This window comes from Caulobacter sp. 602-1 (genome assembly GCF_003931565.1).
In the GTDB taxonomy this organism is placed as follows: domain Bacteria; phylum Pseudomonadota; class Alphaproteobacteria; order Caulobacterales; family Caulobacteraceae; genus Caulobacter.
On the sequence record NZ_RRYI01000002.1, the window covers coordinates 569,368 to 590,481 of the forward strand.

Annotated in this window: 19 protein-coding genes and 1 pseudogene; 3 read left to right on the forward strand and 17 right to left on the reverse strand. The window is 66.8% G+C overall.

The window, feature by feature from the left end:
* Position 1: 1 nt before the first annotated feature.
* Positions 2 to 2,209 carry a phosphoribosylformylglycinamidine synthase subunit PurL gene (purL, locus tag EIK80_RS07335; protein WP_125156303.1) on the reverse strand — a complete coding sequence of 736 codons (2,208 nt, stop codon included), beginning with the start codon at positions 2,207 to 2,209 and terminating at the stop codon, positions 2 to 4.
* 118 nt (positions 2,210 to 2,327) lie between these two features.
* Positions 2,328 to 2,528 (reverse strand): annotated as a pseudogene (locus EIK80_RS07340) (hypothetical protein); the annotation flags it as partial.
* A gap of 348 nt (positions 2,529 to 2,876) precedes the next feature.
* Between EIK80_RS07340 and EIK80_RS07345 the strand changes: the two are divergent.
* Positions 2,877 to 3,071, forward strand: a complete 195-nt coding sequence (locus EIK80_RS07345) for a hypothetical protein (protein ID WP_125156304.1) — start codon at positions 2,877 to 2,879, stop codon at positions 3,069 to 3,071.
* Between the two features lie 60 nt (positions 3,072 to 3,131).
* On the opposite strand, the gene EIK80_RS07350 is transcribed toward EIK80_RS07345, so the two are convergent.
* The 6 genes from EIK80_RS07350 to EIK80_RS07375 all read right to left on the reverse strand — a co-directional run bounded on the left by EIK80_RS07350 (position 3,132) and on the right by EIK80_RS07375 (position 9,912).
* The gene (locus EIK80_RS07350) at positions 3,132 to 5,078 is read right to left on the reverse strand and encodes a CocE/NonD family hydrolase (protein ID WP_125156305.1); all 1,947 of its coding nucleotides are present in this window, start codon (positions 5,076 to 5,078) and stop codon (positions 3,132 to 3,134) included.
* 62 nt (positions 5,079 to 5,140) lie between these two features.
* Entirely contained in the window at positions 5,141 to 7,057 is a 1,917-nt protein-coding gene (locus EIK80_RS07355) for a CocE/NonD family hydrolase (RefSeq protein ID WP_125156306.1), read from the reverse strand.
* 107 nt (positions 7,058 to 7,164) lie between these two features.
* Positions 7,165 to 7,827 carry a phosphoribosylformylglycinamidine synthase subunit PurQ gene (gene purQ, locus EIK80_RS07360; protein ID WP_125156307.1) on the reverse strand — a complete coding sequence of 221 codons (663 nt, stop codon included), beginning with the start codon at positions 7,825 to 7,827 and terminating at the stop codon, positions 7,165 to 7,167.
* Between the two features lie 55 nt (positions 7,828 to 7,882).
* Positions 7,883 to 8,368 carry a DUF3291 domain-containing protein gene (locus EIK80_RS07365; RefSeq protein ID WP_125156308.1) on the reverse strand — a complete coding sequence of 162 codons (486 nt, stop codon included), beginning with the start codon at positions 8,366 to 8,368 and terminating at the stop codon, positions 7,883 to 7,885.
* A gap of 79 nt (positions 8,369 to 8,447) precedes the next feature.
* A complete protein-coding gene (locus tag EIK80_RS07370) occupies positions 8,448 to 8,627 on the reverse strand; it encodes a rubredoxin (RefSeq protein ID WP_125156309.1) in 180 nt (59 codons plus the stop codon).
* A 10-nt stretch (positions 8,628 to 8,637) separates the two neighbouring features.
* The gene (locus EIK80_RS07375) at positions 8,638 to 9,912 is read right to left on the reverse strand and encodes a cytochrome P450 (RefSeq protein WP_125156310.1); all 1,275 of its coding nucleotides are present in this window, start codon (positions 9,910 to 9,912) and stop codon (positions 8,638 to 8,640) included.
* An 83-nt stretch (positions 9,913 to 9,995) separates the two neighbouring features.
* On the opposite strand from EIK80_RS07375, the gene EIK80_RS07380 reads away from it, so the two are divergent.
* Positions 9,996 to 10,622 (forward strand): TetR/AcrR family transcriptional regulator, encoded by a 627-nt coding sequence (locus tag EIK80_RS07380; protein ID WP_125156311.1) that lies wholly within the window; start codon positions 9,996 to 9,998, stop codon positions 10,620 to 10,622.
* 68 nt (positions 10,623 to 10,690) lie between these two features.
* Here EIK80_RS07380 and purS read toward each other — a convergent pair whose 3' ends face one another.
* A complete protein-coding gene (gene purS, locus EIK80_RS07385; protein WP_125156312.1) occupies positions 10,691 to 10,930 on the reverse strand; it encodes a phosphoribosylformylglycinamidine synthase subunit PurS in 240 nt (79 codons plus the stop codon).
* A gap of 53 nt (positions 10,931 to 10,983) precedes the next feature.
* Positions 10,984 to 11,742: a phosphoribosylaminoimidazolesuccinocarboxamide synthase gene (purC, locus tag EIK80_RS07390; RefSeq protein ID WP_125156313.1), complete on the reverse strand. Its 759-nt coding sequence runs from the start codon at positions 11,740 to 11,742 to the stop codon at positions 10,984 to 10,986.
* Positions 11,743 to 12,146: 404 nt separating this feature from the next.
* On the opposite strand from purC, the gene EIK80_RS07395 reads away from it, so the two are divergent.
* Positions 12,147 to 12,464 carry a DUF1476 domain-containing protein gene (locus EIK80_RS07395; RefSeq protein WP_125156314.1) on the forward strand — a complete coding sequence of 106 codons (318 nt, stop codon included), beginning with the start codon at positions 12,147 to 12,149 and terminating at the stop codon, positions 12,462 to 12,464.
* A 56-nt stretch (positions 12,465 to 12,520) separates the two neighbouring features.
* Here the strand turns inward: EIK80_RS07395 and EIK80_RS07400 are convergent, their stop codons facing one another.
* From EIK80_RS07400 to purB, 7 genes are all read right to left on the reverse strand, one after another.
* The gene (locus tag EIK80_RS07400) at positions 12,521 to 14,014 is read right to left on the reverse strand and encodes an amino acid permease (protein ID WP_125156315.1); all 1,494 of its coding nucleotides are present in this window, start codon (positions 14,012 to 14,014) and stop codon (positions 12,521 to 12,523) included.
* A gap of 110 nt (positions 14,015 to 14,124) precedes the next feature.
* Complete coding sequence (gene eutC, locus EIK80_RS07405) at positions 14,125 to 14,931, reverse strand: ethanolamine ammonia-lyase subunit EutC (protein ID WP_125156316.1); 807 nt, start codon at positions 14,929 to 14,931, stop codon at positions 14,125 to 14,127.
* On the reverse strand, positions 14,928 to 16,301 hold the full coding sequence (locus EIK80_RS07410) for an ethanolamine ammonia-lyase subunit EutB (protein ID WP_125156317.1): 1,374 nt from the start codon (positions 16,299 to 16,301) through the stop codon (positions 14,928 to 14,930). Before EIK80_RS07410 ends, eutC begins: the two co-directional genes overlap by 4 nt.
* A gap of 113 nt (positions 16,302 to 16,414) precedes the next feature.
* Positions 16,415 to 18,409 (reverse strand): M13 family metallopeptidase, encoded by a 1,995-nt coding sequence (locus tag EIK80_RS07415; protein ID WP_125156318.1) that lies wholly within the window; start codon positions 18,407 to 18,409, stop codon positions 16,415 to 16,417.
* A 104-nt stretch (positions 18,410 to 18,513) separates the two neighbouring features.
* Positions 18,514 to 19,023 carry a DNA-deoxyinosine glycosylase gene (locus EIK80_RS07420; protein WP_125156319.1) on the reverse strand — a complete coding sequence of 170 codons (510 nt, stop codon included), beginning with the start codon at positions 19,021 to 19,023 and terminating at the stop codon, positions 18,514 to 18,516.
* A complete protein-coding gene (locus tag EIK80_RS07425; RefSeq protein WP_125156320.1) occupies positions 18,995 to 19,753 on the reverse strand; it encodes a 2OG-Fe(II) oxygenase family protein in 759 nt (252 codons plus the stop codon). The genes EIK80_RS07420 and EIK80_RS07425 overlap by 29 nt, the downstream gene beginning before the upstream one ends.
* A 2-nt stretch (positions 19,754 to 19,755) precedes the next feature.
* A complete protein-coding gene (purB, locus tag EIK80_RS07430; protein ID WP_125156321.1) occupies positions 19,756 to 21,066 on the reverse strand; it encodes an adenylosuccinate lyase in 1,311 nt (436 codons plus the stop codon).
* Positions 21,067 to 21,114 lie beyond the last annotated feature (48 nt).

The window sequence follows — 21,114 nt, forward strand, 5'->3', positions numbered from 1 at the left end:
GCTAGGCCTTGGGGGCGTTCATGTAGCCCGGCAGCCAGGATTCGTGGGCCGTGCGCAGGGCATCGAGCGAGACGCTGAAAAGGTCCGTCGACGCGAAGTCGTTCCCACCGGCGACGCCGGCGACATGGGCGTGGACGCCAGCTTCCTTGGCCGCTTCCAGCACCGCGTCCGGGTCCGGCGTGGCGATCAGGTAGCGGGCCTGGTCCTCGCCCAAGAGGTACGGGTGCGCATTGGTCGTGCTGGTGGCGTTCAGGGTGACGCCGACCTTGCTGGCCAGGGCGATGTCGGCCGCGGCGATCAGCAGGCCGCCGTCCGACAGGTCGTGGACGCCCGCAACGAGGCCCGAGCTGATCAGGCCGCGCACGAAGTCGCCATTCTTGCGCTCCAGCGCCAGGTCGACCGGCGGCGGGGCGCCGTCCTCGCGGCCCAGGATCTCGCGCAGATAGATCGAGGCGCCCAGTTCGCCGCGGGTCTCGCCGATCAGCACCAGCGCATCCCCCTCGGCGACGCCGGAGAAATCGGTGCGCAGGTCGTAGTCTTCCAGCAGGCCCACAGCGCCAACGGTCGGGGTCGGCGGAATGGCGACGCCGTTGGTCTCGTTGTAGAGGCTGACATTCCCGCTCACGACCGGGAAGTCCAGCGCGCGGCAGGCCTCGGCCATGCCGTCGGTGGCGCGGACGATCTGGCCCATGGTCTCGGGCTTTTCGGGGCTGCCGAAGTTGAGGTTGTCGGTGATGGCGATCGGCAGGGCGCCGGCGGCCGTCAGGTTGCGCCAGGCCTCGGCCACGGCCTGTTTGCCGCCCTCGTAGGGATCGGCCTGGACGTAGCGCGGGGTGCAGTCGCTGGTGACGGCGATGGCCTTGCCCGTGCCGTGGATACGCACGATGCCGGCGTCGCAGCCTGTAGCGCTGTCTTCCAGGGTGTCGGCCATCACGTGGCGGTCGTACTGCTCCCAAAGCCAGCGCTTGGAGGCCATGTCGGGGCAGCCGACGATCTTCAGGACCGCTTCGTTCCAGTCGGTCGGAGCCGGAATGGTCGCCGGGTCGAGGCGGGCATCCAGCTTGGGCTGCACCCACGGACGATCATACAGCGGCGCGTCGTCGAACAGCGGGGCCAGCGGCACGTCGCAGACCGTCTCGCCATGATGCTTGAGCACGAGGCGGCCCGTGTCGGTGGTGTGGCCGATGACGGCGGCGTCCAGGCCCCACTTCTCGAAGATGGCGTGGCCATCCTGCTCACGACCGGGCTTCAGGACCGCCAGCATGCGCTCCTGGCTTTCTGACAGCATCATCTCGTAGGCCGACATGCCGGTCTCGCGCTGCGGGACCATGTCCATGTTCAGCTCGATGCCGACGCCGCCCTTGCCCGCCATCTCGACCGACGAGGAAGTCAGGCCCGCGGCGCCCATGTCCTGGATGGCGGCGACCGCGCCGGTGGCCATCAGTTCCAGGGTGGCCTCGATCAGCAGCTTCTCGGCGAAGGGGTCGCCGACCTGGACGGTGGGGCGCTTTTCCTCGGAATCCTCGGTGAACTCGGTGGAGGACATGGTCGCGCCGTGAATGCCGTCGCGGCCGGTCTTGGAGCCGAAATAGACGACCGCCAAGCCAGGGCCCGGCGCGGCCGAGTAGAAGATGCTGTCGGCCTTGGCCAAGCCCACGCACATCGCGTTGACCAGGATGTTGCCGTTGTAGCCTTTGTGGAAGTTGGTCTCGCCCGCGACAGTGGGCACGCCCACGCAGTTGCCGTAGCCGGCGATGCCCGCGACCACGCCGTCGACGAGGCGCTTGGTCTTTGGGTGCTCCGGATCGCCGAAGCGCAGGGCGTTCAGCAGAGCGATCGGTCGCGCGCCCATCGTGAAGACGTCGCGCATGATGCCGCCCACGCCCGTCGCCGCGCCCTGATAGGGCTCGATGTAGGACGGGTGGTTGTGGCTCTCCATCTTGAAGATGATCGCGTCGCCATCGCCGATATCGATGACGCCGGCGTTCTCGCCCGGACCGCAGATCACGCGGGGACCGTCGATCGGGAACTTCTTCAGCTGGTTCTTCGAGGACTTGTACGAGCAGTGCTCGGACCACATCACCGAGAAGACGCCCAGCTCGACCAGGTTGGGCTCTCGCCCCAGGCGCTTGAGGACAACGTCATATTCGGCGGGTTTCAGGCCGAACTCGGCGGCCAATTCGGCCATGGGCTTTTGGGGCGTGCTCATGGGCGCGCCTTCTAACCCGCTCGTTCAGATTCCGCCACAGCCTGTCGCGTTTCTTGCCGGCCGACCGCCGCGGCTACATCGACCTGATCAGCCGCTCCGTCAGGGCGCCGCCCTCGCCGAGCCAATGATCGATCACCACGCCGCCCTTCTCGACCGAACCCATGCGCAGCGACACGCCGATGACCACGGCGCCAAACAGGGCCAGCAGGATCAGGGTCAGGTTCAGCAGGGGGTGCACGTTGGAACGCTTGCGGCGCTTGGCCCAGACGGGGACGCCGCTGACATAGGTCTCGGGGAACCGAACTTCGGGGTCGGCCATGGTGTTTGACTCTGCGCGTCTTCGGAAGGCTCCGCCGACGCCTCCCCATTCAGTGTTGGGGCGACGTTGGGCGATGCGAAACGAGGGTTCCAGTCCTCTCCCCCGGCAAGTGCGGATTAACCTTGAATCTCACGCTGGAGGCGAAAGCTTTGCCTTGAAGGGCGCGACCGGCGGGAAGAACGTTTCGGTCGCCGGCAATCAAGGCAGCGCGACGGAGATTTCTGGCAAAGCTGTTTAGATTCCGAAGCTTAGCCTGAATTAAGGCGACTCGACCGTAGGAACGTCGCGAGTCCGAGCTCGTTCTATCTCCGTGCGTCACGAGCGCGCTGTGTAGAAGGAGTAAGCCCGATGGCTGACAACAACCGCAATCCGCCGCAGCAGCAGAACGACCAGCAACGCCGAACGCCCGGCCAGCAACAGCAGCAGGGCCAGCCCAGGCAAGACGGGGCGAGGGAAGACGGCGTCAGGCAGGACGAGCAGGGCCGCAACCCCGGCGGTCAGGCCAACCCGCAGGATGAGAACGTCAGGCGCGGCGACCGCTGACCTGATTGATCCTCTCCGTAGAAGGAAGGCCGGCGGCGACCCCGCCGGCCTTTCTCTGTCTTATTTCACGTCCACCACCGGCAGTTCGATGAAGCTGGCGTCCGCGCCGCTGTGGAACACCCGCTGCGTCGCCTTCACATAGTCGGCCGGCTTGGCGAAGAAGATGTTCGGCACGAAGGTCTGCGGGTTGCGATCGTAAAGCGGGAACCAACTGGACTGGACCTGCACCATGATCCGATGACCGGGCTTGAACACATGGTTGGTGATCGGCAGGCCGAAACGATAGGGCAGGGGCTTGTCCGGCGTGATGGCCTTGGGATCGCTGTAGCTTTCGCGATATCGACCGCGGAAGATGTCCATCGATACCGCTAGCTGGTAGCCGCCCATGTCCGGCTGGGCCGGGACAATGTCCGGATACACGTCGATCAGCTTCACCACCCAGTCGCTGTCCGTGCCGCTGGTCGAGGCGATCAGATTGACCAGAGGCTCGCCGGAGATCTGCACGGGAGCTGTCAGTACATCGGTGGTGAAGGTCAGGACGTCCGTGCGGCCCGAGCTCTCGCGCTGGTCGTCGACCAGCCATTGGGTCCAGGTGAACGGCGGATCGTATCCGACCGGCTGGCCGGGCCGCGCGCGGTTCGGCACGGGCTTGGCGGGGTCGGAGACATATTCGTCGTAGGCTGTCCCGCCTACGGCGGGCGGTGAGAACGACAGCTTGCCGCCAGCCTGCAGGTACAGCGCCTTGGGCTTGGCCGCGCAGGTCTCGCAGGAGAGCGGCCACGAGGCCAGCTTGCGCCAGGTGTTGGTCCCGGTTTCGAAGGCGTTGACGGTGGCGATATCGGCGCCCGGCGCGTCGTCCTTCAGGTAACGCGCCAGGAACGGGGCCAGGATCTCATGGCGGAACTGCTTGGCGGTGTCGGCATCCCACTTGATCGCGCCCAGGGTCGAGCCGTCCTCGATCTGCTGGCCATGGAACCAGGGACCCATGGCCAGGAAGACCTTGTCGCCCGCCGTGTCGAGCGGCTTCAGCGCCTTGTAGACCGCCGGGGCGCCATAGATGTCCTCCTGATCCCACAGGCCGTGGACCAGCATGACCGGAACCTTCAGCGGCTGCTTGGCCAGGACCTTGTCCATGGCCTGCTCCTGCCAGAAGGCGTCGTAGGCAGGGTGCTCGATGATCTTGCGCCAGAAGCCGAGCTGGTCGAGGCCGCGCTGGCGCGCCAACTCGCCCGCCGACCCGGCGCGCAGATAGAGGTCGTAGTCGTCGTGGGTGTTGGACCACCACTTGGCGCTGTTGTCGCGCGTGGCCTGCTGTTCCCAGATGTAGGGCAGGTTCTGCTGGCGGAAGGCGCCGTGGTGGAACCAGTCGTCGCCCATCCAGCCGTCGACCATCGGGTTCATTGGCACGGAGACCTTCAGGGCCGGGTGCGGATTGACCAGCGCCATCAGCGGCAGGAAGCCGTCGTACGAGATGCCCAGGATCCCGACCTTGCCGTTGGTCTCGGCGATGTTCTTCACCAGCCAGTCGATGGTGTCGTAGGTGTCGGTGGCGTGGTCGACCTTGGTCGGGTTCAGCGGCCCCTGCAGGGGCCGGTTCATCACGTAGTCGCCTTCCGAGCCATACTTGCCGCGCACATCCTGGACGACGCGGATATAGCCGCCCTCGACGATGACGTCGGCGGCGTTGTCGTAGCCTTGCAGGACGGCGGACAGCGTGCCGCTGGCGGCGTGGCTGGTCAGCTCCGTGGCGTTGTAGGGCGTGCGGGTCAGCAGGATCGGCGCGCGCTTGGCGCCCTTGGGGACCAGGATGACGGTGTGCAGCTTCACGCCGTCGCGCATCGGGATCATCACGTCCCTGCGTTCGAAGTCGAAACCCTCGGTCGACTCGATCAGCTTGGCGGGCGTCTCGTTATAGGCGCTCGGCTTGGGCGCCTTCTGCGCGTGAACAGCGCTCGTCATCAGCAACGCCGCGAGGCTCGCGGCGCCCAGTGTCTTTCCGATGGTCATGATGGTCCCCTTCCCAGCCGGACGTTGGCGCGTCCGGCTGGGGTTGGCAACCAGCGGGACCGCTACTTGGCGTCCACCACTGGCAGTTCGATGAAGCTGGCGTCAGCGCCGCTGTGGAACACCCTCTGGGTGGCCTTCACATAGTCGGCCGGCTTGGCGAAGAAGATGTTCGGCACGAAGGTCTGCGGGTTGCGGTCGTAGAGCGGGAACCAGCTGGACTGGACCTGCACCATGATCCGGTGGCCCGGCTGGAAGGTATAGTTCGCCGTCGGCAGGATGAACTGGTACTTCAGCGGGGTGTTCGGCTTGATGGCCTTGGGATCGCTGAAGCTCTCGCGATAACGGCCGCGGAAGATGTCCATGCCCACGGCCAGCTGGTAGCCGCCCAGTTCCGGCTGGCTGGGAACCTCGTCCGGATAGACGTCGATCAGCTTGACCACCCAGTCGCTGTCCGTCCCGCTGGTCGAGGCGACCAGGTTGACCTTGGGCACGCCGGCGATCTTCAACGGCTCCTTCAGCGGTTCGGAGGTGTAGGTCAGGACGTCCGGGCGGCCGTCGACGCCGCGCTGATCGGTGACCAGCCACTGAGTCCAGCGGCTGCGGTCGCCGAACTGCATCGGGCGCGGGATGTAAGGCACGGGCTTGGCGGGATCGGAGACGTACTCGTCATAGGCCCCCGCGCCCTTGGCCGCCGCCGGGGCCTCGAAGCCCAGGCCGCCCTTGGCTTCCAGATAGAGGTTCTTGGTCTTTCCTTGCGGCCACGATGCGTAGCGGTTCCACTTGTTCTGGCCGGGATCGTAGATCAGCACCGGCGGGGTGTCGGCCTTGGCGGCGCCCTTTAGGTGCTGGTCGAAGAAGGGCTTCAGCACGTCGCGGCGGAACTGCAGGGCGGTGTCGCCATCCCACTTGAACGGGCCCAGGTTGAAGGCGTCGTAGTTCACCTGGCTGTGCCGCCATGGGCCCAGCACCAGGTAGTTCATGTCGTTGTTCTTATCCTTGGACTCCAGCGCCGGGTAAGAGTGCACCGCGCCCCACATGTCCTCCTGGTCCCAAAGGCCCTGGATCCACATGGTCGGCACCTTCAGCGGCGTCTTCTCCATGGTCTTGTCGAGGGCCTGCTCGCTCCAGAAGCTGTCATAGGCCGGGTGCTCGCTGATCTTCTTCCAGAAGGGCAGGGCGTCCAGGCCATGGTTCTTTGCGTAGTCGCCAGCCGAACCCTCGTTCAGGAAGTTGGAATAGTCGTCATAGCCCTGGCGCTGCACGCCCTCGCCGGCGCCGCGCACGGTTGTCTGGCCGGTGAAGTAGTCGAAGTTCGGCTGGCGGAAGGCGCCGTGGTGGAACCAGTCGTCGCCCATCCAGCCATCGACCATCGGGCTCATCGGCGCGGCGGCCTTTAGCGCCGGGTGCGGATTGACCAGCGCCATGACGACGGTGAAGCCCTCGTACGAGGACCCCAACATGCCGACATTGCCGTTGGTCTCCGGCACGTTCTTCACCAGCCAGTCGATGGTGTCGTAGGCGTCGGTGGAGTGGTCGACCTCGGACGAATTCAGCGGGCCCTTCAGGGGGCGCGTCATCACGTAGTCGCCTTCCGAGCCGTACTTGCCGCGAATGTCCTGGAACACGCGGATATAGCCGCCGTCGGCCACGAAAACCTCGTCGCCTTGAGCCAGGGCCGCGACCATCTTCGAGCTGTCGTTCCGTGCGGCGCGCTTGGCGGCGTTGTAGGGCGTGCGGGTTAGCAGGATAGGCAGGTTCTTGCCGCCCTTGGGGATCACGATGACGGTGTAGAGCTTGGTCCCGTCTCGCATCGGGACCATCACGACGCGCTTTTCGTAGTCGTAGTTGATCTTGGCGGCGACGTACTTGCCGGCGATGTCCGGCGCGAGCGGCGGCGTCTGGGCGTGGGCGGTCGCGCCGAACGCGGCGATGGCCACGGCGGCCAGCAGGCCGGCGCGCAGGGTGGAGACGAGACTCATAGTTGGCCCTCCTGAAGAGGCGGGCACCTTAGGCCTGGGACTTTGGGGCTGCTACACTGTAACAGCGGTCTTCAGCCCACTTTTTGCTTCGCGGGCGGAAGGCGAGCTCAGGCGCTCTGGAAGATGCTGCGGAACAGCACCGCGCCGTCTTCCGAGCCCAGGTCCGGATCGAATGCGCGGTCCGGATGGGGCATCAGGCCAAGCACGTTGCCGCCCTTGTTGACGATGCCGGCGATGTCGCGGGCCGAGCCGTTCGGGTTCTGCTTGTAGCGGAACACCACCTGGCCCTCGCCCTCGATCCGGTCGAGGGTTTCCTCGTCGGCGAAGTAGTTGCCCTCGCCGTTGCCGACGGTCATGACCGCCTCGCGCTGCTCGCCGTAACCGGCGGTGAAGCGGGTCTGGCCGTTGACGATATCGAGGTCGACGGCCTTGCAGACGTACTTCAGGCCGGCGTTGCGCAGCAGAGCGCCGGGCAGCAGGCCGACCTCGGTCAGGACCTGGAAGCCGTTGCAGATGCCGACGACCGCCACGCCCTTGTCGGCGGCGGCGACCACTTCCTTCATGACCGGGCTCTGGGCCGCCATGGCGCCGCAGCGCAGGTAGTCGCCGTACGAGAAGCCGCCGGGCAGGACGATCAGGTCCAGGTCGTCCGGCAGCGCCGTCTCCTGGTGCCAGACCATCTCGACGCGGGCGCCGGCGGAGCGCTCGATGGCGACCTTGCAGTCGCGGTCACAGTTCGAACCGGGGAATACGACGACGGCGGCTTTCATGGCGCGGGCCTGTAGCACCGTTCGGCCGGGATGTCAGTCCCGCGCGGCGGGAAAGTCATGCGCACTCGTCGAGCTCGGGCTCGACCATCTCGCCCGTAGGCGGCGGGAAGGGCGACTTGAAGGTGAAGGCGGCCGGCGTCGGGCCGTGGGCCTCGAGCAGGGCGAGCTTCTCCAAGGCCTCTTCGACCGTCGGCGTGTGGTCGGCGGGGACCCACCAGAGGGCCATGTAGAGATCCATAGACTCGAACCACTCGCGGCGGCGGCGCATGATTTCGATGTGGCCGCTTCGGTAGACGAAGGCGCCGAGGGACGGGATATCTTCCCAGACAGACAGATTGGGGATGAACAGCGGATCGTCATCGATCGCCAGATCCGTGGCGTTGTTGCCGTCGCCCTTCAGGCGCCAGACGAAACCCGGCGAGGATTCGGCCAGGGCGTTGATGCGGTCGAGATTGTCGGCGAAGTCCTTGATCATCGGGTGATCGATCGGGGCTCTCAAGCGTCCGACATTGACCTGCGCCAGATGGAACTTCGCGCTCATCGCCGTCTCCCTTTCGTCCGCCCGACCGCCGAACATTGTGCCGCGAAGCTTCAGGCGGAAGAGGGGCGGTGGAGATTTCCTACAGCTCGATCATGTCGAAGTCGGACTTGGGCGTGCCGCACATCGGACAGATCCAGCCATCGGGGATGTCGGCCCAGCGGGTTCCTGGCGCCAAGCCCTCGTCCGGATCGCCCTGTTCCTCGTCGTAGATGTAGCCGCAGGTGCGGCACTGCCAGACCTTGAAGGGTTCCGCGCTCATCGTCCCGCCCTCAGTGCATCTTGAAGCGGATCGGCACCGACTTCGGACCGCAGACGAAGTTGGCGACCATGCGGGTGGGCTGGCCGTCCAGTTCGACACTGTCGAGGCGAGCGAACAGCTCTTCCCACAGCACCCGCATCTCCATCCGCGCCAGATGCTGGCCCAGGCAGATATGGGCGCCGTAGCCGAAGGCCACGTGCTTGTTGGGCGTGCGATCGACCCGGAACTTGAACGGGTCCTCGAACACCGCCTCGTCGCGGTTGCCGGACGGGTAGGACAGCATCATCCAGTCGCCCTTGACGATCTTGCGGCCCGCCAGCTCGGCGTCGGCGATGGCGGTCCGCATGAAGTGCTTCACTGGCGTGACCCAGCGGATCGACTCCTCGATCAGGCCGGGGATTAGCGACGGATCGGCCTTGACCTTGGCGAACTGGTCGGGGTTCTCGGCCAGGGCCCACAAGGCGCCGGCGGTGGTCGAGGAGGTGGTGTCGTGCCCGGCCGTGGCGGCGATGATGTAGTAGCTCATCGCCTCCAGATGTCCCATCGGCTCGCCGTTGATCTTGCCGTTGGCGATGATGCTGGCCAGGTCCTCACGCGGCTTGGCGCGACGGTCCTCGGTGATGGCGTTGAAGTACATCATGAAGTCCATGACCACGGATTGCAGGCTGTCGATGCCCTCGTTGACGTCGGTGACCGACTTGCCGGACCGGTTCAGGTCGGGGTCGGCGTTGCCGAACAGCTCCTGGGTCAGCTTCAGCATCCGGGGCTCGTCGCTTTCCGGGACGCCCAGCACCTCCATGATCACGTGCAGGGGATAGAGGAAGGCCACGTCGCGGGCGAAGTCGCAGCGGTCGCCGTGCTCGGCCATGCGGTCGACGAAGCCGCGGGCGATCTCGCGGATCCGCGCTTCCAGCGCCCGCAGGTTCTGCGGCAGCAGCGAACCCTGGGTGACCTTGCGGTAGGCGAAGTGGTCGGGGTTGTCCATCTGGACCAGCGACCGGACAAGGTGGGGCGAGCCGCCCATCATCTCGCGGACCTTCTTGTCGGCCTCGATGGTGGTCACCACCGTGGCGCGGTCGCCGTTGTGGAACAGCTCGTTCTGACGCTCGACCTCGAGAATGTCGGCGTGGCGGGTCACCACCCAGAACGGGTCGAAGCCGTCGGGCTGGGCCACTTCCAACGGCGCATCGCGGCGAAGATGGGCGAAAGCCTCGTCGATCCGGCTGCCGTCGGCATAGGCCTTGGGATCGACAATGGTGTTCGCGATGTCGGTCGAGATCGTCATGGCGGCTTCCTCGCTCCTCCCGGCGGCCTAGGGGCCGTCCTTCTTATTTGCTTGTTGTCCAACAAATAACTATGTTCCGCAAGATGACCGCGACCCTTAAGGCGCCAGCCGCGCGCCGAACCCAGCTCGATCGCCGCCAGCAGTCCGAGAGCGAGCTCCTTCGGGCGGCGGCCGAGCTGATCGCCGAGCGCGGCGTGGCGGCGGCCACCTTCGAGAGCATCGGCCAGCGCGCCGGCTACAGCCGGGGGCTGGTCACCCAGAGGTTCGGCTCGAAACAGGGGCTGATCGAGGCGCTGATCGCGCGGCTGGGGGCGCGGGTCGAGGCGCTGCTGGACGCCCGCCAGCTGGACACCCTTGACGGCCTGGAGGCCGTGCTGGGCTTCGTCGACGTCTTCCTGCGCAACCTGACGCGCGACGGCGAGATGCGGGCCTATTTCACGCTGATGGCCGGGGCGGTGTCCGACGTCTCGGACCTGCGCGCGCCGTTCGCGGCCGCGCACAGGGACGTCGAGACCCGCCTGGAGGCGTTGGTCCTGCGGGGGCAGCGCGAGGGCGTGATCCGCGCCGGGCTGAACGCCGACGCGGTCGCGTTGATGGTGGGGTCTTTGCTGCTGGGGCTCTCGACCCAGTTATTGGTCGATCCCGGCATGGACCTGGAGCCCATCCGGGAGACCAGCCTGGCGGCCCTGAAGGCCAGCTTCAGCGCCTAGATCGCGCTCTAGAATCAGACATTTAGAGCCCTTTCGCTTTAGATGACTCCATCTAAAGCGAAAGGGCTCTAGGCGATGTCGATCCGGTAGCTTTCGATGACCATGTTGGCCAACAGCTTTTCGCACATGGTCTTGACCTCGGCCTTGGCGGCATCGGCGTCCGCGGCGTCGAGGTCGAACTCGATGACGCGACCGACGCGGGCGTCCTTCACCGACGGCCAGCCCAGGCCATGCAGGGCGTTCTCGACGGCCTTGCCCTGAACGTCGAGCACGCCGGGCTTCAGGAACACGTGGACGGTGGCTTTCACTGACAGATTCTCCCCGCGCGGCGCTCCGGGCCGCGCTGCTTCCAGATGAAGGGTTAGTGCACGCCGCCTTGGATGACGGTTGGCATTTCCTTCATGATCCCCAGGCGGCGGGCCACCTCGGTATAGCTCTCGATGACATTGCCCAGGTCGCGACGGAAGCGGTCCTTGTCCAGCTTCTCGTTGGTGACGGTGTCCCACAGGCGGCAGCTGTCGGGGCTGATCTCGTCGGCCAGGATGATCCGCGAGAAGTCGCCCTCGTAGATGCGGCCGAACTCGATCTTGAAGTCCACCAGCGTGATGCCGACCGCGCTGAACAGGCCCGACAGGTAGTCGTTCACCCGCAGAGCGGTGGCCATCATGTCGTCGATCTCCTGGGTCGCGGCCCAGTTGAACGCGGTGATGTGCTCCTCGGAGACCATCGGGTCGCCCAGCTTGTCGTCCTTGTAGTAGAATTCGATGATCGAGCGGGGCAGGGGCTGACCCTCGGTCAGGCCCAGGCGCGTGGCGATCGAGCCGGCGGCGATGTTGCGCACCACGACCTCGAGCGGGACGATCTCGACTTCCTTGATCAGTTGCTCGCGCAGGTTCAGGCGGCGGATGAAGTGGTTCTGGACGCCGATCGAGTTCAGGCGAGTCATGATGTACTCGCTGATCCGATTGTTGATGACGCCCTTGCCTTCCAGGATGGCCTTCTTCTGGGCGTTGAAGGCCGTCGCGTCGTCCTTGAAGTACTGGATCAGGGTGCCGGGCTCGGGGCCCTCGTAGAGGATCTTGGCCTTGCCTTCGTAGATCTTCTTGCGACGGGTCGTCATGGCTCTCGTCGAGGCCCTTCTGTAAGCGCGCGCCGCTCCTCAAGTCCGGAATCTTCCGGAGAAACGAAAAGCGCGCGCGGCGGATAGCTGCGCGCGGCGTTCGACTCAAGGCCGCTCACTGGAAAATGTCGCGCGGAACCTACCTGAATCAGCGCTGCCGCGCAAACGAAGGACAACTTTCGGCCGGTGTTTTGGGCTAGGTTATGATTGGAAACGTCATCTGCGGCTTATCCGCCGATTGCGGCGGAGACCGTCGCAGGATATGCAGCCGGCGTAAGAGCGTGATAGTCGAAAGTGGACGCCGGTTTCGGCGACCATCATGCTCTAAACGTTTGGAATTAGAGCCTATCGCGCCAGATACTTTTATTTGGCCGCGACGGGGTCTCGGCGACTTTGGGGCCTTCATGACCACCTTCGACGAACGCGAACAGGGTTTCGAACGCAAGTTCGCGCACGACCAGGAAATCGAGTTCAAGGCGGCCGCGCGCCGTAACCGCCTGCTGGGCGAATGGGCGGCTGGTCTCATGGGCCTGGCCACCGTCGAGGAATACGCGCGCGCCGTGGTGAAGTCCGACTTCGAACAGCCGGGCGACGAGGACGTGCTGCGGAAGGTCTTCGAGGACCTCAAGGGCTCGGGCGTCGCCGCCTCCGAGGGCGAGGTCCGCATGAAGATGGACGAACTGCTGGCCGTCGCGCGCGAGCAGATCAAGGCCGGCGAATAGGCCTCAAGCCTTGATGATTTGAACGAGGCCGCCCCTAGGGGCGGCCTTTTTCATGGTCAGTGGCTCTCGTAGGCCGCCTTGCCGCCGTTGATGGCGAAGGCCTCCTCGGGCGACAGCACCAGCTTCTTGCGGCCGACGGCGGCGAAGTAGGCGATTCCCACCGCGAACCAGATCGCCACCCCGATGACACCGGTCCGATAGACCGGGTCCTTGAGCTGGTAGAAAATCGTGACCAGCGAGATGATGACCGTCACGCCGGCCCCGGCCACGCCGAACACGCTCTTGTAGGGCCGTTCCAGGTTCGGGAGCTTCCGGCGCAGCAGGATGTAGGACGCGCCCTGAGCGACATAGGACAGCATGGCCCCGAAGACGGCCATGTTCAGCAGGGTTCCGCCGATCACCGCCGCGCCCTTCTCCGCGCCGAGGGCGAACCAGACGACCAGCATCACCGCCAGGCCGGCCAGCGAGCCGGTGATCAGGGCCACGTCCGGGGTCTTGCGCACGCCATGGGTCACCGACAGGGCGCGCGGGAAATAGCCAGCCCGCGACAGCGAATAGATCTGCCGGCCATAGGCGAAGATGATCGCGTGAAAGCTGGCCACCAGGCCCGCCACCGCGATCGCCGAGAGGAGCTTGGCCAGCGAGCCGCCGTAGATCGCCCGGAAGCCGTCCAGGATCGGTTCGCCCGACTTGGAGAGAGCGAAAGTCCCGGCGGGGATCGCGCTGTTCAGCCACAGCACCAGCAGGGCCGAGACGATCAGGGTCAGCATGCCCAGGATAATCCCCTTGGGCAGGTCGCGCTGCGGCGTGTGCGATTCCTCGGCGGCCAGCGGCAGTTGCTCGATGGCCAGGAACAGCCAGACCGCGAACGGCAGCTGGGCCAGGGCGCCGCCGATCCCGGCCGGCAGGAAGGGGCCGTGGCCGTCCTTCAGCTCGGTCCCGCCGGGGCCGACGTTCAGGGCGTACCTGCCGAAGTCGGCGTGCGGGAAGGCGCTGACCCAGAACACGACGAGACAGGCCAGGGCCAGCAGGGTGATGAACACCGTGAAGCGGAACGACATCGCCACCCCGCCTGCGTTGAGGCCGACGAACACGACATAGGCCCCGATCCAGTAGAGCGGTTGGACCCAGGCCGGCGTCTCGAAGATCCCGCCCAGATAGCTGCCGATGAAGAAGCAGACCACGGCCGCGGTCAGCACATATTCCACGTTCTCGCACAGGCCGGTGATGAAGCCGCCCCAGGGGCCCATGGCCGAGCGCGCGAACGAATAGGCGCCGCCGGTATGGGGCTGGGCCGCCGCCATCTCGGCGATCGAGAAGGTCAGGCCCAGATACATGACGGTGATGATCAGGGTGGCGACAAGCATGCCGCCCCAGCCGCCGACGCCCATCCCCAGGTTCCAGCCGGAGAACTGGCCCGAGATCACGGCGCCGACGCCCAGCGCCCACAGCGAGAACACGCCCGCGTAGCGCTTGAGGCCGCGCTTTTCGAAATAGCCGTCGTCGACGGTCTCGTAGCTGACGCCGCCGCCCGGTCCTGGTTCGCTCATGATCCGTCCCTCCATGATCTTGGACGTCGAGGGTGCGCCCCGCGTCCGTCTGCGGACGAGTCCTGGAGGATCTGTCGGTCGCCCGACCCCGATCGCCGTTTACTATTTCATCACGGCGAACGCGGTTCGTCCAAATCGCGGGCGATCGCCGGTTGCGCGATGGCTTCAGGCAGACCCTCGATGTCGCTCTCGTCCTTCAGCGACACGCCGGTGGCCGACAGGCGCAAGGCCTCGCGCATCAGCCAGGCCAGCTTGAAGGCGGCCCTATCATAGGAAAGCCCCTCGGCGCGGATGTTGGAGACGCAGTTGCGTTCGGCGTCGGTGCGCCCGACGCGCGGCTGGAAGGTCAGGTAGGCCCCGAGGCTGTCGGGCGAGGACAGGCCCGGCCGTTCGCCGACCAGCAGCAACACGAGCCGCGCGCCGAGCAGCTCGCCGACCTCGTCTCCGAGGGCCACGCGGGCCTGACTGGCGACGGTGATGGGCGCGAGGCTCCAGCCTTCGGTTCTGGCGTAGGGCAGCAGGGCGGCGATCAGCGGCGCGGCGTGGGCGTGGACGGCCGTGCTCGAAAGGCCGTCGGCCACGACGATCGCCAGGTCGGCCGGACCGCGCGCCGCAGCCAGGGCGATGCGGCTGGCGTCGGAAAGGCGGCGGCCCAGGTCCGGCCGGCGCAAATAGGTCGCGCGGTCGGCCGCGGCGCTGTCGACGCGCAGCGTGGGGACGCCCAGCGCCTCGATCCCGGCGGCGACCTGCTCGGCCGCGAACGGCGTGTGGACCGCGTCGCGGGCCTGGGCGTGGGCCAGCGAGAAGGCCAACACCTCGCGGGTCGGCAGGCTGGATCCGGAGCGACCAATGGCGATGCGGGCCGGGGTGCGGGCGCGCAAGGCGCTCCAGGGATCGGGCGGAACCAGCCGGCTCATGCGCCGGCCAGCAGGGGGTGGCCGGCGCGGGCCGGAGCCAGCCGGCCGTCGTCACCGGTGATCCTCAACCGCCCCAGCCAGGCGTCGAACTCCGGCGCGCGCTTCAAGCCCAGCAGTTCGCGGACATAGAGCGCGTCGTGGAACGAGGTGGACTGGTAGTTCAGCATCACGTCGTCCGCCCCCGGCACGCCCATGACGAAGGTGACGCCCGCCGCGGCCAGCAGGGTCAGCAGGGTGTCCATATCGTCCTGATCGGCCTCGGCGTGGTTGGTGTGGCAGACGTCCACCCCCAGCGGCGCGCCCAGGAGCTTGCCGCAGAAGTGGTCCTCAAGCCCGGCGCGGATGATCTGCTTGCCGTCATACAGGTACTCGGGGCCGATGAAGCCAACGACGGAATTGACCAGCAGCGGCTCGAACGCGCGCGCAACGCCGTAGGCTCTGGCTTCGAGCGTCTGCTGGTCGACGCCGTGGTGCGCCCCCGCCGACAGGGCCGAGCCCTGGCCGGTTTCGAAATACATGACGTTGTCGCCGACCGTGCCGCGCTTGAGCGAGCGGCCGGCGTCCAGCCCTTCCCTGAGCAGGGCCAGGGTGACGCCGAAGCTGGCGTTGGCCGCTTCGGTTCCGGCGATCGACTGGAAGACCAGATCCACCGGCGCGCCGCGCTCGACCAGGTCCACGGCGCTGGTCACGTGGGTCAGGACGCACGACTGGGTGGGGATCTCGAAACGTTGGATCAGGTCGTCCATCAGCCGCAGGAGGTCGCCCAGCACCGACAGGTTGTCGCTGGCCGGATTGATGCCGATCACGGCGTCGCCGCACCCGTACAGCAGCCCGTCCAGGATCGAGGCGGTGACCCCGGCCGGATCGTCGGTCGGGTGGTTGGGCTGCAGCCGCACCGCCATGGTCCCTGGCAGGCCGATCGTATTGCGGAACTTCGTGACGACCCTGCATTTGCTGGCGGCCAGGATCAGGTCCTGGTTGCGCATGATCTTGCTGACCGCGGCGGCCATCTCGGGGATCAAGCCCGACGCGAGGCGGGCGAGGGCGGCTTGTGTCGCGGCTTCCGAAAGCAGCCAGTCACGGAACTCGCCCACCGTCAGGGATGACACGGGCGCGAAGGCCGCCGGGTCATGGCTATCCAGGATCAGGCGGGTGACCTCGTCGATCTCGTAGGGAACCAGGGGCTCGGACAGAAAGGTCTTCAGGGGGACGTCCGCCAGAGCCTGCTTGGCGGCGACGTTCTGCTGGGCGCTGGTCGCGGCGATTCCGGCCAGGGCGTCGCCCGAGCGCGGCGGAGAAGCCTTGGCCAGCAGATCGGCCAGGCCGTCGAACCGCCATGTTGTCGCGCCGATGGTCGAGACGAAGGTCATGTTCTCTCCGAGGTCGCGGAGAGGGTGCGCCGAGAAAGGCGGAGCCGCAAACACGAAGCGGGGGCGCCGATGCGACGCCCCCGCCCATGCTTTTCGGTTGGTCAGTTCCGCGGCTACCAGATGCGCGAGCGTTTCTCCGGCGGCAGGTAGAACTTGTCGCCTGGCTTGACGCCGAAGGCCGCGTACCAGGGGTCGACATTGCGCGTCGGGCCGATGACCCGGAAGTTCGATGGCGCGTGCGGGTCGGAGGCCATCTGCTGCTTCAGCGAGTCGGGGCGCGACTTGTCCCGCCAGGCCTGGGCGAAGGCCAGGAAGAAGCGCTGGTCGCCGGTCATGCCGGCCACGACGGGGGCGGGCTTGCCCTTCAGCGAGGCGTGATAGGCGTCGTAGGCCACCTGCAGGCCGGCCAAGTCGGCGATGTTCTCGCCCATGGTCAGCTGGCCGTTGATGCGCATCCCGGGCACCGGCTCGTAGGCGTCATATTGCGCGCCCAGAACCGCGGCCTGGCTGTCGAAGCGCTTGGCGTCCTCGGCGGTCCACCAGTCGCGCAGCTTGCCGGTCTCGTCGATCTTGCGGCCCTGGTCGTCGAAGCCGTGGCTGATCTCGTGGCCGATCACCGCGCCGATCGCGCCGTAGTTCACGGCCGGGTCGGCGGCCGGATCGAAATAGGGAGCCTGCAGGATGCCGGCCGGGAACACGATCTTGTTCTCCAGACCGCCATTGTAGGCGTTCACCGTCTGCGGGGTCATGCCCCACTTGGCGTGGTCGACGGGCTTACCCAGGTCGCTCAGGGCGTAGGCCCACTCGAAGGCGCCGCTGCGGCGGACATTGCCGTAGAGGTCGCCGGCGTCCAGCTTCAGGCCCGAATAGTCGCGCCATTTGTCGGGATAGCCGACCATCACCGTCATCTTCGACAGCTTGTTCAGCGCCGCCTGCTTGGTGACCGGAGCCATCCACGGCGCCTTCTGGATCCGCTCGGCCATGGCGATCTTCAGATTGGCGATCAGCTCGACCATCTGGGCCTTGGACGAAGGCGGGAAGTACTTGGCGACATAGGTCTGGCCGACCACCTCGCCGAGGCTGCCGTCGACCAGCTGCACGCCGCGCTTCCAGCGCGGGCGCAGGCTGGTCTGACCGCTCAGCACCTTCACATATTCGAAGCGGCTGTCGACGAAGCGCTTGGAGAGATAGGGCGACATCTCCTGGACGCCCTGCACGGTCTGCCAGGCCTTCAGGGTTTCCAGCGGCGTGGCGGCGAACAGCTTGGCGATGTCGCGGACGGCGGTCTTCTCGCCCAGCACCACCTGGTCACGGCCAGTAATGCCCGCCGCGGCCAGATAGTCCGCCCACGGAACCTCGGGCGCATAGGCCTGCAGCTCGGTCAGGGTGACGGGGTTGTAGGACTTCTCGATGTCGCGGCGGTCGGCGACCGGCCAGCTGACCTTGGCGATGGCGGTCTCGAAGGCGATCACGTCGGCGGCGGCCTTGGCCGGGTCGGCATGACCGGTCATCTCCAGCGCCCGTTCGGCGAAGGCCTTGTAGGCGTCCAGTTGAGGCTTGAAGCCGTCGGTCAGATAGTAGTCGCGGTCGGGCAAACCGAGGCCCGACTGGCCGATATAGAGGGTGTTGATCTCAGGCGTCCGGGCGTCGGCATAGATGTCCAGCGAGAACAGGTCGGGGCCGAACCCCCCGTGGGCGCGGCCCATGGCTTTGGCCAGTTCGGCCTTGGACGAGATCGCCTGGATCGCCGCCAGATCGACCTTAAGCGGCGCGTCGTCGACCTGCTCGACCTTGGCCTCGTCGGTGAAGCTCTTGTAGAGCGCGCCGATCGGAGTCGAGGCGTCGGCCGTCTCGATCAAGGTGCGCAGCTGATCCTGCGAGCGGTTGTAGACGTCGTAGCCGACACCGGCCGAGGCCTGGTCGGCCGGGATGGCGGTGCGCTTTTCCCAGGCGCCATTGGCGAACTTGTTGAAGTCGTCGCCCGGCTTCACCGCCAGGTCGCGGGCGGTGAGGTCGACGCCCCAGGTCCCGTACATCGGCTTATCGGCGGCGAAGGCCGCGCCGGAAATCGCAGCCGCGGAAACGGCGGCCAGCAGGAAGATGCGCATGTGTAGGATCCCAATACCCCTCTGAGCCGGGGATGCTGCCCCAAGCGCGGCCGACGCGCAGATGAATTTCCCGTAATGTCGTCGCCGGCTCGCCCGAACCGGGACTATGAGACGAGAAAAGTCTTGAGGCGGGCCCAGACGTCCGCCTTCTCGCCGAAGCTCCGCGCCGCGTGGGCGGGGCTGGACGAAGGCAGGGCGATCGTCGGCGTCCGCTCGCCGATCAGCCGCGCGCCGAGCTTCGCCGCCGCGCCGCCGTTGAAGGCGACGCACCGCAGCGCCGGCAAGGTCTCGATCAGCGCTTGCAGGTCGTTGGCCGCCGGGTCGCGAATGGCCGCGTCCAGACTGCCCTCGCGTTTGGCCTCGGCGATCACGTCCCACAGGCCGACCCCGTGTTCGAGCAGCGTCGCCAGCCGCGCCTCGTAGGCCAGCGGCGCGAGCGGCGCGCCGATCACGCCTTCCATCAGCCGCCAGAAGGCGTTCCTCGGATTGCCGTAGTATTGCCTGACTGCGAGCGAGGCCTCGCCGGGCAGGCTGCCCAGCACGAGAACACGCGTGTTCGCGTCGACGACCGGTGGGAAGCCGCGCTTAGCCGCCAATGGGGGCGCCGGCGCCATTGGGCGGATCGTTGCGCAGCCAGCCAGTGACCGTCAGGCGCAGGGCGCCGGCATAGGGCGCGACGGGGGCCACCGAATGCTGCCGGGGGACCTTGAACAGGGTCAGGACATTGAACGCCGGCGCGAAGCCGCGCGCGACGTCGCCGTTATCATCATGGAACAACAGCTGGCCGCCCCAGTCGGGGCGCCACTGGCGGGTGAGGCCCAGGGTGTAGGCGGCCAGGCGCTCGCCGACGCCGGTGTCGTCGTGCTGGGTCAGAAAGTCGCCAGGACGATAGCAGGTCGCCTGGCCGTCGATCTTGGTGATCCCGCTCTCGCCGGTGACGGCGGCGCCGAAGGCGATGAACTCGGGGCTGTTCAGAAACTGGGTCAGGGCGTGGATCGGATGGCCCGGGTCGCGGCCTTCGACATAGGCGTCGATCATCGGATAGCCGAGATAGACATAGGCGAAGCCGGCGCGGGCGCGGACCGTGGCCGCCTGCAGCTTGCCGGCCACCACCGGGTCGCCCAGCTCGGCCCGGCGAGCGCGGGTGATAACCTCGGCCCCGCCGCGCTCATTCGAGCAGATAATGTCCCAGTCGATGGTCTGTTCGAGAATGCCGGCCAGGCGATCGACGACCGCCGGCTCGAACGCCTCGGGAATACGCACCACGCCCTCGCGCGCATAGGCTCGGGCGAAGACCGCCGGATCCAGCGCCGGATTGAGGCGGAGAACCGGCGGTTCGCTCATCTTCAGGCTTGCTCGCCGAAGACGCGCTTGAAGATCACGTCGACGTTCTTGGTGTGGTAGCCGTAGTCGAACAGCTCTTCGAGCACGCTGTCCGACAGGGCCTTGGAGACGACCGGGTCGGCCTTCAGGAAGTCGATGAAGCGACCTTCGCCGCGCCAGACCTTCATGGCGTTGCCCTGCACGGCGGCGTAGGCGTCCTCGCGCGACACGCCTTCCTGGGTCAGGGCCAGCATGACGCGCTGCGAGAAGACGAGGCCGCCCAGCTTGTCCAGGTTCTTGGCCATGTTGTCGGGATAGATGTTGAAGCGCTCGATGACGCCGGCCAGGCGGCGCAGAGCGAAGTCGAGGTGGATGGTGGCGTCGGGGCCGATGCCGCGCTCGACCGACGAGTGGCTGATGTCACGCTCGTGCCAGAGGGCGACGTTCTCCATGGCCGGGACCACAGCCGAACGGACCAGGCGGGCCAGGCCCGTGAGGTTCTCGGTCAGGATCGGGTTGCGCTTGTGCGGCATGGCCGACGAGCCCTTCTGGCCCGGATCGAACGGCTCCTCGGCTTCGAGGACCTCCGTGCGCTGCAGGTGGCGGATCTCGGTGGCCAGGCGCTCGACCGACGAGGCCACGACGCCCAGGGCGGCGAAATAGGCCGCGTGGCGGTCGCGCGGGATCACCTGAGTCGAGACCGGCTCGACGGCCAGGCCCATCTTGTCGGCCACGTGCTGCTCGACGCGCGGATCGACATTGGCGAAGGTGCCGACGGCGCCGGAGATCGCGCAGGTGGCGATCTCGAACCTGGCCATGGCCAGGCGCTCCTTGGCGCGCTGGAACTCGGCGTAGTAGCCGGCCAGCTTCAGGCCGAAGGTGATCGGTTCGGCGTGGATGCCGTGGCTGCGGCCGACGCAGACCGTCATCTTGTGCTCGAGCGCGCGGCGCTTCAGCGCCTTCAGGACCAGGTCGACGTCTTCCAGCAGAAGATCGGTAGCGCGCGACAGCTGCACGGCGAAGCAGGTGTCCAGCACGTCGCTGCTGGTCATGCCCTGGTGCAGGAAGCGGGCCTCGGGGCCGACGATTTCCGACACGTGGGTCAGGAAGGCGATGACGTCATGCTTGGTGACGCGCTCGATCTCGTCGATGCGGTCGCTGTCCCAGACCGCGTCGCGGCCCTTTTCCCAGATCGTCTCGGCGGCGAGCTTCGGGATGGTCCCGATCTCGGCCATGGCGTCGGCGGCGTGGGCCTCGATCTCGAACCAGATCTTGTACTTGGTCTGGCTGGACCAGATGGCGGCGGCTTCGGGGCGGGCGTAGCGGCTGATCATGGGCGGGCGTTTCGGCCCGCCCGCCCCGGGAGTCAAGGGAAGAGGCTT